18 protein-coding genes and 1 tRNA gene are annotated in these 11879 nt (G+C 69.1%); 12 read left to right on the top strand and 7 right to left on the bottom strand.

The window, feature by feature from the left end; genetic code table 11:
• Positions 1-72 precede the first annotated feature (72 nt).
• Genes ACFVDI_RS19520 through ACFVDI_RS19510 form a run of 3 tightly spaced genes read right to left on the bottom strand, consistent with a single transcriptional unit; the run spans position 73 to position 1830 of the window.
• Positions 73-531: an Rrf2 family transcriptional regulator gene (locus tag ACFVDI_RS19520; protein ID WP_008356464.1), complete on the bottom strand. Its 459-nt coding sequence runs from the start codon at positions 529-531 to the stop codon at positions 73-75.
• Between the two features lie 52 nt (positions 532-583).
• Positions 584-1066 carry an SRPBCC family protein gene (locus ACFVDI_RS19515; RefSeq protein ID WP_378908468.1) on the bottom strand — a complete coding sequence of 161 codons (483 nt, stop codon included), beginning with the start codon at positions 1064-1066 and terminating at the stop codon, positions 584-586.
• A 20-nt stretch (positions 1067-1086) separates the two neighbouring features.
• Positions 1087-1830, bottom strand: a complete 744-nt coding sequence (locus tag ACFVDI_RS19510) for an HPF/RaiA family ribosome-associated protein (protein WP_378908463.1) — start codon at positions 1828-1830, stop codon at positions 1087-1089.
• 162 nt (positions 1831-1992) lie between these two features.
• Between ACFVDI_RS19510 and ACFVDI_RS19505 the strand changes: the two genes are divergently transcribed.
• Entirely contained in the window at positions 1993-3174 is a 1182-nt protein-coding gene (locus ACFVDI_RS19505) for a YbdK family carboxylate-amine ligase (RefSeq protein ID WP_378908459.1), read from the top strand.
• Here the strand turns inward: ACFVDI_RS19505 and ACFVDI_RS19500 are convergent.
• Positions 3161-3652, bottom strand: a complete 492-nt coding sequence (locus tag ACFVDI_RS19500) for a YajQ family cyclic di-GMP-binding protein (RefSeq protein ID WP_378908453.1) — start codon at positions 3650-3652, stop codon at positions 3161-3163. The two genes, ACFVDI_RS19505 and ACFVDI_RS19500, sit on opposite strands and share 14 nt — an antisense overlap.
• Positions 3653-3802: 150 nt before the next feature.
• Between ACFVDI_RS19500 and ACFVDI_RS19495 the strand changes: the two genes are divergently transcribed.
• Positions 3803-3884: transfer RNA gene (locus ACFVDI_RS19495), tRNA-Tyr, on the top strand.
• Between the two features lie 90 nt (positions 3885-3974).
• Here ACFVDI_RS19495 and ACFVDI_RS19490 read toward each other — a convergent pair.
• Both ACFVDI_RS19490 and ACFVDI_RS19485 read right to left on the bottom strand, forming a co-directional pair.
• Positions 3975-4499 carry a GyrI-like domain-containing protein gene (locus tag ACFVDI_RS19490; RefSeq protein ID WP_378908449.1) on the bottom strand — a complete coding sequence of 175 codons (525 nt, stop codon included), beginning with the start codon at positions 4497-4499 and terminating at the stop codon, positions 3975-3977.
• Between the two features lie 156 nt (positions 4500-4655).
• Positions 4656-4769, bottom strand: a complete 114-nt coding sequence (locus ACFVDI_RS19485; protein WP_378908444.1) for a MerR family DNA-binding transcriptional regulator — start codon at positions 4767-4769, stop codon at positions 4656-4658.
• Between the two features lie 78 nt (positions 4770-4847).
• On the opposite strand from ACFVDI_RS19485, the gene ACFVDI_RS19480 reads away from it, so the two are divergent.
• The 5 genes from ACFVDI_RS19480 to ACFVDI_RS19460 all read left to right on the top strand — a co-directional run bounded on the left by ACFVDI_RS19480 (position 4848) and on the right by ACFVDI_RS19460 (position 6588).
• Positions 4848-5210: a nuclear transport factor 2 family protein gene (locus tag ACFVDI_RS19480; RefSeq protein ID WP_378908442.1), complete on the top strand. Its 363-nt coding sequence runs from the start codon at positions 4848-4850 to the stop codon at positions 5208-5210.
• A gap of 6 nt (positions 5211-5216) precedes the next feature.
• Entirely contained in the window at positions 5217-5339 is a 123-nt protein-coding gene (locus tag ACFVDI_RS19475; RefSeq protein ID WP_378908475.1) for an SDR family oxidoreductase, read from the top strand.
• Positions 5340-5364: 25 nt separating this feature from the next.
• Complete coding sequence (locus tag ACFVDI_RS19470; protein WP_378908439.1) at positions 5365-5694, top strand: nucleoside triphosphate pyrophosphohydrolase family protein; 330 nt, start codon at positions 5365-5367, stop codon at positions 5692-5694.
• Positions 5695-5746: 52 nt separating this feature from the next.
• Positions 5747-6160: a PPOX class F420-dependent oxidoreductase gene (locus tag ACFVDI_RS19465; protein WP_378908435.1), complete on the top strand. Its 414-nt coding sequence runs from the start codon at positions 5747-5749 to the stop codon at positions 6158-6160.
• A gap of 77 nt (positions 6161-6237) precedes the next feature.
• Positions 6238-6588 (top strand): DUF1330 domain-containing protein, encoded by a 351-nt coding sequence (locus ACFVDI_RS19460; protein ID WP_378908432.1) that lies wholly within the window; start codon positions 6238-6240, stop codon positions 6586-6588.
• 54 nt (positions 6589-6642) lie between these two features.
• Here ACFVDI_RS19460 and ACFVDI_RS19455 read toward each other — a convergent pair whose 3' ends face one another.
• Complete coding sequence (locus tag ACFVDI_RS19455) at positions 6643-7410, bottom strand: IclR family transcriptional regulator (RefSeq protein ID WP_378908427.1); 768 nt, start codon at positions 7408-7410, stop codon at positions 6643-6645.
• 164 nt (positions 7411-7574) lie between these two features.
• Here ACFVDI_RS19455 and aceB point away from each other — a divergent pair, with 164 nt between their 5' ends.
• From aceB to uraH, 5 genes are all read left to right on the top strand, one after another.
• Positions 7575-9164 carry a malate synthase A gene (gene aceB, locus ACFVDI_RS19450; RefSeq protein ID WP_378908421.1) on the top strand — a complete coding sequence of 530 codons (1590 nt, stop codon included), beginning with the start codon at positions 7575-7577 and terminating at the stop codon, positions 9162-9164.
• The gene (locus ACFVDI_RS19445; protein ID WP_378908417.1) at positions 9161-10414 is read left to right on the top strand and encodes a DUF6986 family protein; all 1254 of its coding nucleotides are present in this window, start codon (positions 9161-9163) and stop codon (positions 10412-10414) included. Before aceB ends, ACFVDI_RS19445 begins: the two co-directional genes overlap by 4 nt.
• Before the next feature lie 51 nt (positions 10415-10465).
• The gene (locus ACFVDI_RS19440) at positions 10466-10933 is read left to right on the top strand and encodes a helix-turn-helix domain-containing protein (RefSeq protein WP_378908413.1); all 468 of its coding nucleotides are present in this window, start codon (positions 10466-10468) and stop codon (positions 10931-10933) included.
• Positions 10934-11031: 98 nt separating this feature from the next.
• The gene (gene uraD, locus ACFVDI_RS19435) at positions 11032-11541 is read left to right on the top strand and encodes a 2-oxo-4-hydroxy-4-carboxy-5-ureidoimidazoline decarboxylase (protein WP_378908409.1); all 510 of its coding nucleotides are present in this window, start codon (positions 11032-11034) and stop codon (positions 11539-11541) included.
• On the top strand, positions 11538-11879 hold the full coding sequence (gene uraH / locus ACFVDI_RS19430) for a hydroxyisourate hydrolase (RefSeq protein WP_378908403.1): 342 nt from the start codon (positions 11538-11540) through the stop codon (positions 11877-11879). Before uraD ends, uraH begins: the two co-directional genes overlap by 4 nt.

Below are 11879 nucleotides of genomic sequence, written 5' to 3'. Positions count from 1 at the left end.
GTCACTTCCCGTGCGGAACTCCGCGAGGGAAGTGACGGTTCGGCTGCATACCTAGACCAACCGCCAGCAGCCTCAGTGAGGCAGCCAGGCCTCGTCGCGCGCGGTGCGGGTGGTGACCTCGTCGGGCAGCTCGCGAGCGGCGAGCTCGGCGATCGAGACCTTCTCGAAGACCTCGCGCAGGGAGTCGCGCGCGGCGATCCACACGTGCTGGAGGACGTCGGCGCGTTCGTTGTAGGTGACCGCCTCGGGACGCAGGCCATAGACGGAGACCAGTGGGCCGTCGACGGCGCGGATCACGTCGGCGACGGAGACGTCCGACGCCTTGCGGGCCAGGCGCCAGCCGCCCGACTGCCCGCGCTGTGAGATGACGACGCCGGCCTTGCGGAGGTCGGCGAGGATCGCCTGCAGGAAGCCGTGAGGGATCTCCTGGGCGCGGCCGAGCTCCTCGGCGCTGACAGCTTTTCCGTCCTCACGCGCGGCCATCTCGATGAGGGCGCGGAGGGCGTAGTCGGACTTGGCAGATACTCGCACGGCCACATTCTTGCAGATGAATGCAGAATTTCGCTCAATCTAGTGGTCAAGTCTACTTTCGCCTCGCGAGCGTCTCGGCGCGCACCTTGAGCGCCGCGGCATGCCTCCGGAATCCGTCAGTGACACGCTCCGGACCGGCCAGCCCGACCAGCGGGCCGGAGAACTCCTCGACCGTCTCGTAGCGCGTCGGCCCGCCGGGTCCTTGGGTCAGTCGCTGGTGACGTACGCCCCGGACCAGGCCGAGTCGCGCCGGCCAGCCCGCATAGACATAGGCCAGGTACGCAGCCCCGACCCCGTCCTCCCCGACGACCGGTGGCTCGAGCGCCGTGATCCGCTCCGGTGAGCGCGCGCGGCCGCCGTTCGCCCACGTCACATGAAGCGTGATCGGGTTGCCCACCGCCGCCGGCTGCGCGGTCTCGGCGCGGACGAGGAACGGGTTCCACGCGGCGTACGACTCGGTCTCGACCATCACCCGCCACACCACCTCGATCGGGGCGTCGATCTCGGCCGAGGCTCTCGGGTGCTCGTAGGTCACGCCCGGAGCCTAGTGCGGGGTCAAGCGAGCTCGATCAGGCCGTAGTGCCCGTGGTACCGGTGATACAGCACGCAGCCGGCGCCGGTCTCCGCATCACGGTAGAAGACGAACGGCTCCCCGTTGATCTCCAGCCTGGCACGTGCCTGGGCTTCGGTCAGCGAGGGCGGTGGGGCCGCCTCAGCTCCTTGGACGCCGTACCCACCTCCGGAGAGACGGTGCACCAGTGCGGGTGCGCCCGAAGCGGCGTCTCGGTAGAGAAAGAAGTCGTGATCGAGCAGGTCCATCTCGTACGCCGCGTCGTCGGGCATCATCGGCGTGCTCGCGAACGACTTGCGGCGGACCACCTCCCGGCTCTCCGCCGGCCTCGGGAAGTGGGGGACACGACGGCGTGGGAGGTCGCCGTGGCGCCACTCGTGCTCGGCCGGGATGCTCGTGCGGCGGTGCTGCGTACGGTTGCGATCCTGCAGGTGTGCCAGCTGTCGGCGCAGTCGGTACTCCAGGTCGTCGACGGCCTCCGGCATGGTCGGGGCCGCTGTCTTCGCCCTCACCATCAGTCCGTCGACGTTCGCCGATGCCTCCGCGATGGCCTGGTTCTCCGATGCCGGGTTGCGCCGCCAGTCCAGCACCACGTGCGCCGACAACACCGGTCCGTGCGCGATGTCGAGCGCTGTGGCGATCTTGCTTCGTGCGTACTTTCCGGCGTACTCGCCGACGTTGCCCCGCAGGGTGACTTCGATGGGGATCGGGTTCTTGGTGATGGGCATCGTCCCTCCTTGTGAGGCTCCATGGCCCCTCTCGATGCAACCTCGGTCGGGCTTGCCAGGGTCAGTGCCCAAGGTCCTGCGGTGGTGTGCTTCTCGGCCCTGCCTGTGCAGTGGACGGCCTCCGACGCTGGTGATTGATCGACCGACGGGGAAGGCGAGGGCATGCGCGCGACTGTTTTCGACCGGGGCAGCACGCCTGCCGAGGCGAGCCGGCTGGGTGGATCGGCCGGCGATGGCTGTGCACCGACCGTCGGCGTGGAGGAGGAGTTCACCCTGCTCGACCCGCGCAGCGGTGCGGTTGTCCCGGCGGCGGTCGAGATCATCCGCGAATGTGGCTACCCGACACGCGTCGTCGCCGAGTCGATGCTGTTCATGGTGGAGGCGCGGACGCCGGTGTGCACCACCCTCGCGGAAGTCCATGACGCCCTGATCACCTTGCGTCGCCGGGTCGCGGAGGTCGCGAGCCGTCACGGCGTCATTGCGGTCGCCACCGGAGTATCGCCGTTCGGACTGCCCGACCCGCCCCAGGTGACGAATGAACCTCGCTACAACGAGCTGGCGCGACTCTTCCCGGCGGCCATGCGCACCAACGGAACCTGCGGCTGCCACGTCCACGTCGGTGTACCGACCAGACAGCTCGCCGTGGAAGCACTGCTCCGGTTCCGCCCCTGGTTGCCGCCTCTCATCGCACTGGCCGCGAACTCGCCCATCTGGGAGGGCGAGGTCACCGGCTGGGCCAGCCAGCGCTTCAACCTCGCCACTCGGTGGCCGACCTTCACGCCAGCCCCGCCGGTGCGCTCGGCGGAGGCGTACGACCAGATGGTCGACGAGGCCGTCGCGTCGGGCCTGGCAATGGACAGCCGCAGCGTGTACTTCCTGGCACGCCTCTCACCCAGATACCCCACCATCGAGGTCAGAGCGGCCGACATGAGCCTGACCGCTGAGGAGACCGTGGCGTACGCCGGGCTGGTGCGCGCGCTGATCAGCATGGCCGTCGACGACGCAGTTGCCGCGCGGCCCGTGGTACCCGTCCGGCAGGAGCTGCTTCAGCGGTCCTGTCGGTCCGCCGCTCGAGGGGGCCTCCGTGGAGTGGCGCCCGACCCGCAGACCGGCAGGCTCGTGCGCTCCGGGCAGCTGGTCGATGCCATGGTCTCCCGGGTCCAGCCATATCTGCGGGCACACGGAGACGAAGCGCTGGTGCTCTCCACCATCAACCGACTACGTGCCGTTGGCGGCGGGGCGGACAGGCAACGTGCCCTATTTCGGCGTGCCGGTTCGCCAGCTGCCTTCGTCGCCGCGCTCGCTGCGGCGACGACGCAGGGGCAGCGGTTCAGCGGTAGTTGATGAACTGAACCGCGAAGTCGTAGTCCTGGGCCTTGACCAGGGAGATCACGGTCTGCAGGTCGTCGCGCTTCTTGGAGGAGACGCGGAGCTCGTCGCCCTGGATCTGCGCCTTGACGCCCTTGGGGCCCTCGTCGCGGATCAGCTTGGAGATCTTCTTCGCGTCCTCGGAGGAGATGCCCTCCTTGAGCGTGATCGAGATCTTCGACTGCTGACCGGACTGGCGCGGCTCGCTCGCGTCGAGGATCTTCAGCGACTGCTGGCGCTTGATCAGTTTGTCCTGGAAGACCGAGAGCACCGCGCTGGCGCGGTCGTCGGCGGACGCGGAGATCTCGATCCCGTGCTCACCGCTCCACTCGATGCTCGCGTTGGTCCCCTTGAAGTCGAACCGCGTCGCGACTTCACGTGCGGCTTGGCTCAGCGCGTTGTCGACCTCCTGGCGGTCGATCTTGCTCACGATGTCGAACGACGAGTCAGCCATGACTCTCTCCTCTTGCTTCCGGCCAGGACTGTGCCCCGGGAACGTACCTGTCTCACCCTAGGACCTCGTCCCGTTTTCGTACGCCGCCAGCCCCTGCGCTATTGTTTATTGCTGTCGCGATCTCCTTCACGGGGGTTCGCGTGCAACCCAGGCAGATTGCCCGAGCGGCCAATGGGAGCGGACTGTAAATCCGTCGGCTTTGCCTTCGAAGGTTCGAATCCTTCATCTGCCACGCCTGGGAGAACACCCCGGTGACCAGCGGAAACGTTGGCCACCGGGGTGTTTCGCTTGTCCGGATGTGTCCAGCCGTAGTTCGGTGTCGTCAGGTGACGCGAAAGACCGGCCAGCCGATCTCGGTGCGCCACTCGGCGGGATCGCTGGTGTCGCGAGGGCCGACGAGGTAGATCTCCCGCACCGGCCCGGCCACCGACATCGCGTTCTCCACCACCCAGGTCCCGAGCTCGCCGTACGTGACCTCGATGCCGTCGTGCTCGCCGACATGGGTGGTGACGGCCAGCTCCGCGGCGGGCAGAGTCGTGGGGTGCACGCGTCCGGTGCGAGGTGGCGCAGCGGTCGGCAGATAGACGAGCGCGTGACCACGCTCCTGCTCGAAGAGGGCGTTGTCGTAGGTGCCGCCGGGCGGTCCGGTCACGGCGGCGCCGACGGCCGCCTCGAGTTCGGCCATCGCTCCTGCGTACCAGGTCGTGACGTCGCGATGCCCGACGACGGCCGCCACCGCCGCAACCGTCCGGGCGGGCTCCGCGCGCAGCTCGACGTCGATCGGAGCAGGATCGGGCTGGAGCAGGCGGCGCAGCGACACGACCGCGGCCCGGGTGCGGTCGAGCACGTCCTCGAGGCGTTGCAGGTGGTCCGTGACCAGGGCTGCCCGGACACCGGGGTCGGGGGTCCGCAGGATCCGTTGGACATCGCTCAGGGGGACGTCGAGCTCACGGAGCCGGTGGATGACCTGCGCGGTCGGGATCTGGTCGACGCCGTAGTAGCGTTAACCGGTGGTCTCGTCCACCACGGCGGGTTCCAGCAGGGCCGCCTCGTGATACCGGCGCAGGGTCCGCACGCTCAGGTGGGTCAGCCGCGAGAACTCCCCGATGGTCAGCATGCCCTCATTGTGAACGCTCCCCCCGCGGGAGAGTCCACGGCTTGACCCTCCCGCGCCGTGAGGCCAGATGGTGGGCTCATGACACAGCACACCGATCTTCTGTCCGACCAGCTCCCGACCACCGTGCGCGAGTTCTTCGCCGCCCACGTCATCCGCGATGCCGACACCGCTTCGTCCTTCCTCGCCGAGGACGCGGTGGTCGTCGACCAGGGTGAGGCCTTCCGCGGCCGAGAGACGGCCCATGCGTTTCTGCGGGACGCCGGGTCCGAGTTCGAGTACACGACCGAGCAGATCGGTGCTCGCCGCGTCGATGAAGCCCATTGGGTGGTGACCGTGCGGCTCGAGGGCACCTTCCCGGGTGGCGTCGCCGAGCTCGACTACCGGTTCGGGCTCCGGGACGGCCTCGTCGCCGAGCTCGTCATCGCCAACCACCCGTCCTGACCCGCCCTGAGGCGATTCGCACACACGGAGGAGGTCGCAGGCCTGGTCGGGTCCCTGGTCTCGGACCGCGCCTCGGCAATCGTGGGCGCCGAGTACGTCATCGACGGCGGCACCGTCCCGACCGTCTGAGCGGGAGCCGCGATAGGTTCTGGTGATGGACATGAACGCCTACCAGCAGGCGGCGCTGCGCACCGCGGCGTCGAAGGGCACGCCCAACGAGGTGTTCCACCTGCTGCTGGGGCTGGTCGGCGAGACGGGCGAGATCGCCGAGAAGGCGAAGAAGATCATCCGGGACCACGACAGCGACTTCGCCCGGTGGGACCTGGATGATCTCGCCAAGGAGCTCGGCGACACACTGTGGTACCTGGCTGTCCTCGCCGACCACTTCGGGCTCCCGCTCGCGGACATCGCCGAGCTCAACATCAAGAAGCTCGCCGATCGTCAGCACCGCGGCGCCATCGGTGGCAGCGGCGACAACCGCTGATCCCACCGATGGGGCCGTGGCAGCCACGGCCCTGGTTCACGAAGGAGCACCTATGACAGTCGACGCAACTCCCTCGCCCGCGGCGAACGATGAGTTCTGGCGGGAGCGGCGGGTGTGCTTCCTGACCACGAGCCGCCCGGACGGCAGCCCGCATCTCGTCCCGGTGGGGGTGACCTTCGATCCCGAGGCCGGCATCGCGCGCATCATCAGCAGCGCGGGGAGCAAGAAGGTCCGCAACGTACGTGCGGCCGGGGACGGCGCGCAGGCAGCGGTCAGCCAGGTCGACGGGCGGCGGTGGTGCACGCTGGAGGGCACCGCGGTGGTCAAGGACGACGCGGAGTCGGTGGCCGAGGCCGAGCGGCGCTACGCCGAGCGCTACCGGCAGCCTCGCCCCAACCCGGAGCGGGTGGTCATCGAGATCACCGTGACCCGGGTGCTGGGCAACACCCGTCCGTCGGGCTGGTGAGCTGGGCGGGGTGAGCTCCGCTCCTGGTGCCGAAACCAGGTATGGCCACCGTTGCGGGCAAGGACGAGTGTGGAGCAATGACCACGAAACCTGCGTACGCCGTCGCATGGATCAACGGCTTGAACGTCAACGACGACATCGTCGAATACCTGCGCCGCGTCGACGCCACCCTGGCTCCGTTCGACGGCGAATTCCTCATTCACGGTCCCGATCTCGTCGTGGCCGAGGGCACCGCGGAGGGCATGCTGGTGGTTCTCCGCTTTCCGTCGACGGAGGCGGCCCAGGGGTGGTACGCCTCGCCGGCCTACCAGGAGATTCTTCCGCTCAGGCTGAACAACATCGACAGGGCGCGTTCGTTCGCGATCCTGGCCGAGGGTGTTGCGCCGGGCTACTCCGCGAGCCAGAAGATCGCCGAGTTCATGTCCTAGTTGATCGGCGCTCTTCGGGTCCGCGGTCGTAGAGTTGGCCGATGGCCCGGTTGGTCAGGCCAGGTCGGCGGCGAGCTGCTTGCCCGCCTCGGTGAGCAGCGGGACCGCGCGCTCGATGAGCTCGTCGGTCATCCGCCCGGTGGGGCCGCTGATCGACATCGCCAGGCGCGGTGCGTAGTCGGGGACGGCAACGGCCACGCAGCGTACGCCTGCCTCCTGCTCGCCCTCGTCGATGGCGTAGCGGCGGTCGCGGACCTGATCGAGCTGATCCAGATACGCGTCGCGTGAGGTGATCGTGGTCGAGGTGTAGGGGACCATGTCGGTGCGCCGGAGGATGTCGCGGACCTGGTCGGGAGCCATGTCGGCGAGGATCGCCTTGCCGACGGCGGTGCAGTGCGGGGACACCCGCCGGCCGACCTCGGTGAACATGCGCATCGACTGGCGCGACTCGGTGTGGGCGACGTAGACGATCTGATCGCCGTCGAGCATCGCCAGGTTGGCCGACTCGCCGACCTCGTCGACGAGGCGGGCGAGGTGGGGGCGGGCCCAGGTGCTGAGCATGCGCGAGGAGCTCTCGCCGAGCCGGATCAGCTTGGGGCCGAGGACGTACTGCCGGTTGGCCTCCTGGCGGAGGTAGCCGAGGTCGACGAGGGTGCGCACCAGGCGGTGGATGGTCGGCAGCGGCAGACCGGAGGCGGCGGCGAGCTGGGAGAGACCCATGGTCCCGCCCGCGTCGGCCATCGTCTCGAGCAGAGCGAAGGCCCGCTCGATCGACTGCACGGCGCCGGCGCGTGCCTTCGGCGCCTTCTCGTTCTCGCTCACCTGGAACTCCCGATCCATGGGTAATGACTTCCGGATGACGGAAGTCTAGCGTCGTGTAGAGGAAAACTCGTCGGTTGCGTCCGTTGTCGGCTGAGATTAATATCCGCAATGCGGAAAGAAGAATCCATTCAAAGGAAAACTGTGGCCCTGGGAGGGTGGAGCTCGTGAACATTCAGATCACCGGTGGCGAGGTCGAGCGTGGAGCCGAGATCCTCACGCCCGAAGCCCTCGAATTCGTCGCGGAGCTGCAGCGACGGTTCGGGGCCCGCCGTGACGAGCTGCTGGCCGCCCGCCGAACCCGCCGCGAGACGGTCGCCCGCACCGGCCGCCTCGACTTCCTGCCGGAGACGGCCGACGTACGCGCCGGCGACTGGACCGTCGCGCCGGTGCCCGAGGACCTCCAGGACCGCCGCGTCGAGATCACCGGGCCGACGGACCGGAAGATGACGATCAACGCCCTCAACTCCGGTGCCCGGGTCTGGCTGGCCGACATGGAGGACGCCAGCACGCCGCACTGGAGCAACGTGCTCGGCGGCCAGGTGAATCTGTACGACGCCGTGCGTCGGCAGATCTCGGCGATGTCCCCGCAGGGCAAGCTCTACGAGCTCAAGCAGGACCAGCGGCTCGCCACGATCGTGATGCGCCCGCGCGGCTGGCACTTCGACGACCAGCACGTGCTGGTCGACGGCAAGCCGGTCGTCGGCGCCCTGGTCGACTTCGGGCTCTACTTCTTCCACAACGCCCGCGAGCTCGTGGAGAGGGGGAGCGGGCCGTACTTCTATCTTCCCAAGATGGAGAGCCACCTCGAGGCGCGGCTGTGGAACGACGTGTTCACGTACGCGCAGGAGGAGCTCGGGATCCAGCACGGGACTGTGCGCGCGACGGTGCTCATCGAGACCATCCCGGCCGCGTTCGAGATGGACGAGATCCTCTACGAGCTGCGCGACCACGCCTCCGGTCTCAACGCCGGGCGCTGGGACTACCTGTTCAGCCTGATCAAGTACTTCCGCGACGCCGGCCCCTCCTTCGTGCTGCCCGACCGAGCCACGGTCGGGATGACCTCGCCGTTCATGCGTGCGTACGCCCAGCTGCTGGTCAAGACCTGCCACCGCCGCAACGCCCACGCCATCGGCGGCATGGCCGCGTTCATCCCGAGCCGTCGCGACCATGAGGTCAACGCCACCGCCTTCGCCAAGGTTCGCGAGGACAAGGAGCGCGAGGCCGGCGACGGCTTCGACGGCTCCTGGGTCGCCCACCCCGACCTGGTCCCGATCTGCCGGGAGATCTTCGACGGTGTCCTCGGCGATCGCCCGAACCAGGTCGACCGGCAGCGCGACGACGTCTCGATCAGTGCTGAGGACCTGCTCGACGTCTCCTCCGCGGGCGGTGCGATCACCCTCGCCGGGCTGCGCGACAACGTCGAGGTCTCGCTGGTCTACCTCGACGCCTGGCTCCGCGGCGCCGGTGCGGTCGCCATCCACAACCTGATGGAGGACGCCGCCACCGTCGAGATCTCCCGCTCGCAGATCTGGCAGTGGGTGCACAACTCGTCGAAGCTCGATGACGGTACGCCGGTGACCGCCGAGCTCGTACGCCAGATCCTGGACGAGGAGATGGCGAAGCTGCTCGCGGCGGCCGACGGGATCGAGCACCGCCTGGAGCAGGCCCGCACCATCTTCGAGGAGGTCGCTCTCGCCGACGACTACACCGACTTCCTGACCCTGCCCGCCTATGAGCAGGTGGTGGGCGCATGAGTCATCTCGAGGATCTGGTTGCCCGGCTCGACCGGGATCTCGCCGGGGCCGACGCGGCGCTGGCCGCGAACTATCCAGGAGACCGTGGCGTACGGCAGCCGGTGCACACGGTCTACGTCCCCGGCGACCGCTACTCCGACAAGACGGTGGCGGAGTGGTCCGCCGAATCTGCCGCCGCGCTGGATGAGTTCGGGGGCTCGGCCGCCGAGGTCGTGTCCGTGTTCGATCTGGCGCCCGACCTGGTCGACGCGATCTACGACCGGGTGCGTGCCAAGCTGACCGACGAGCCGATCGAGGATCTTCGGATCGACTTCGAGGACGGCTACGGCTCCCGGCCGGACGCGGACGAGGATGCCGCTGTCGTGGCGGCTGCCGAGGCGCTCGCGGCCACCGTCCGGGACGGTTCGGCGCCGCCGTTCCATGGCATCCGGATCAAGTCCTTCGAGGCTCCGACGCGACATCGGGGGCTGCGTACGCTCGATCTCTTCCTGGGCTCGTTGGTCCGCGAGGGCGGTCTGGGTGACGGGTTCGTCATCACGCTGCCCAAGGTGACCTCGGTCGAGCAGGTGACCGCGATGGTCACCGCGCTGTCCGCCCTCGAGGCGGCGCACGGGATCGAGGCCGGCAGCCTGCGGTTCGAGATCCAGGTCGAGACGCCGCAGGCGATCCTCGGCTCCGACGGCACCGCGCTGATCGCCCGGATGATCGCCGCCGGCGACGGCCGGGTCACGGGTCTGCACTACGGGACCTACGACTACTCCGCCTCGCTCGGTGTCGCGGCCGCGTTCCAGAGCATGGAGCACCCGGTCGCCGACCACGCCAAGGACGTGATGCAGGTGGCCGCCGCCGGCACCGGCGTCTTCGTCTCCGACGGCTCGACCAACGTGCTCCCGGTCGGGGACGCCGATTCGGTGCGCGGTGCGTGGCAGCTCCACTCCCGCCTGGTGACCCGCTCGCTGGCGCGCGGGATCTACCAGGGCTGGGACCTGCACCCGGCCCAGCTCCCCAGCCGCTACGTCGCGACGTACGCGTTCTTCCGGGACGGGCTCGAGGTCGCCTCGGCCCGGCTGCGGGCCTACGTCCACGGTGGTGACTCCAGCTATCTCGACGAGCCGGCGACTGCCGCTGCGCTCGCCGCGTTCGTGCTGCGCGGGGTGGAGTGCGGAGCCGTCGCGGTCGAGGAGGTCGAGCGGCTGGCCGGGATCGACCAGGCCGAGCTGGCCGAGCTCGCGCGTCGCCGGATCGGGTGACGCGACAGAGCATGCCGATCGCATGGCGGCAAGGCTGGGTAGCCTGCCGCCATGCGCGTCGAAGCAGAGTTCACCACCGAACCCTTCCGTGGCGAGGGCGAGCCTCCCGAGCACGCGACGGCGGCCCTCGAGGCCGCCCGCGAGGCCGGTCTTGAGTGCGACTTCGGGCCGTTGGGCACCTCGGTTCGTGGCGAACGTGATGCCGTCCTGGCCACCCTCGCCGACGTGGTGGCCGCGGGACTGGACCACGGCGCCGACCAGATCACCTTCCAGGTGCGTGTCGAGGGACGCGGTGCGCCGCGGCGTACGGTCGGCGGGTTGGAGGGGCTGCTCGCCGAGGTCGCCGAGAGTCTCGGTGGTGATCTCCGGACCCTGGACCGGCAGGGGAAGCAGCGCGCGGTGCGGCTGCTCGAGGAGCGTGGCGCCTTCGACTACCGCAAGAGCGCCGAGATCGTGGCCGGTGCGCTCGGGGTCACCCGGTTCACGGTCTACAACTACTTGAACCGCGAGCGGGAGTAGCCCAGACTTTTCAACAAACTGTTGACTGTGACGAGAGACACATGTCATCGTTGTCGCTGTACGGAAATTAGTTTCCGCATAGCGAGAGAGAACGGTGCATGGATCTCCAGAGCTTCAACACCTCACCGGCTGATGTCGTACGACCTGCGCTGCAGGCCTGCTGTGACGCGCCGAGCTGGGTCGCCGCCGTCCTGGCCGGGCGTCCCTACGCCGACGAGGCCGACGTCGTCCGGGCTGCCGACGAGGCCGCCCGGCGGTTCACGGCGGCCGACGTCGACCAGGCGCTGGCCGCCCACCCTCGGATCGGGGAGCGCGCCGAGGGCGAGCACGCCGAGGCCGCCTGGTCGCGGCGCGAGCAGGCCGCGGTGGGCACCGACCCGGCCACCGCACATACCCTCGCCGAGGCCAACCGGGCCTACGAGGAGCGCTTCGGACGCGTCTTCCTGATCTGTGCCACCGGCCTCTCGGCCGACCAGGTCCTCGCCTCGCTCCGCGGGCGGCTCGGCAACGAGCACGACGAGGAGGCGGCCGTGGTCGCCGACGAGCTGCGCAAGATCGCGCTGCTCCGGCTGGAGCGGGTCCTGGCCGTCGAGGAGGTCTCCCGATGACCAGCGCCATCACCACCCACGTACTCGACACCGCGCTCGGCCGTCCGGCCGCCGGTGTCCCGGTCCGGCTCAGCCGGATCACGGACGACACCCGACAGACCTCCGTCCTCGCCGACGCCACCACCGACGACGACGGCCGGGTGACCGACCTGGGGCCCGACCGGGCCCCCGCCGGCACCTACCAGCTCCGGTTCGACACCGCCGCCTACTACGCGGCGACCGGTCAGGAGTGCTTCTACCCGGAGGTCCTCGTCACCTTCGCGGTCACCGATCGGCGGCACCACCACGTGCCACTTCTGCTGAGCCCGTTCGCCTACTCCACCTACCGAGGGAGCTGA

This window comes from Nocardioides sp. NPDC057767 (genome assembly GCF_042798275.1).
Taxonomy (GTDB): domain Bacteria; phylum Actinomycetota; class Actinomycetes; order Propionibacteriales; family Nocardioidaceae; genus Nocardioides.
The sequence above is the reverse complement of the archived record's forward strand: the minus strand, read 5'-3'. Positions and strand labels throughout refer to the sequence as shown.

What these genes read in the sequence shown, in the direction of transcription:
- ACFVDI_RS19510 (WP_378908463.1), bottom strand. Translation starts at nt 1,830, where the DNA reads ATGCCCATCACCAAGAACCCGATCCCCATCGAAGTCACCCTGCGGGGC.
- ACFVDI_RS19480 (WP_378908442.1), top strand. Translation starts at nt 4,848, where the DNA reads ATGACACAGCACACCGATCTTCTGTCCGACCAGCTCCCGACCACCGTG.
- ACFVDI_RS19505 (WP_378908459.1), top strand. Translation starts at nt 1,993, where the DNA reads ATGCGCGCGACTGTTTTCGACCGGGGCAGCACGCCTGCCGAGGCGAGC.
- uraD (WP_378908409.1), top strand. Translation starts at nt 11,032, where the DNA reads ATGGATCTCCAGAGCTTCAACACCTCACCGGCTGATGTCGTACGACCT.
- uraH (WP_378908403.1), top strand. Translation starts at nt 11,538, where the DNA reads ATGACCAGCGCCATCACCACCCACGTACTCGACACCGCGCTCGGCCGT.
- ACFVDI_RS19485 (WP_378908444.1), bottom strand. Translation starts at nt 4,769, where the DNA reads ATGCTGACCATCGGGGAGTTCTCGCGGCTGACCCACCTGAGCGTGCGG.
- ACFVDI_RS19465 (WP_378908435.1), top strand. Translation starts at nt 5,747, where the DNA reads ATGACAGTCGACGCAACTCCCTCGCCCGCGGCGAACGATGAGTTCTGG.
- ACFVDI_RS19500 (WP_378908453.1), bottom strand. Translation starts at nt 3,652, where the DNA reads ATGGCTGACTCGTCGTTCGACATCGTGAGCAAGATCGACCGCCAGGAG.
- ACFVDI_RS19445 (WP_378908417.1), top strand. Translation starts at nt 9,161, where the DNA reads ATGAGTCATCTCGAGGATCTGGTTGCCCGGCTCGACCGGGATCTCGCC.
- ACFVDI_RS19440 (WP_378908413.1), top strand. Translation starts at nt 10,466, where the DNA reads ATGCGCGTCGAAGCAGAGTTCACCACCGAACCCTTCCGTGGCGAGGGC.
- ACFVDI_RS19460 (WP_378908432.1), top strand. Translation starts at nt 6,238, where the DNA reads ATGACCACGAAACCTGCGTACGCCGTCGCATGGATCAACGGCTTGAAC.
- ACFVDI_RS19470 (WP_378908439.1), top strand. Translation starts at nt 5,365, where the DNA reads ATGGACATGAACGCCTACCAGCAGGCGGCGCTGCGCACCGCGGCGTCG.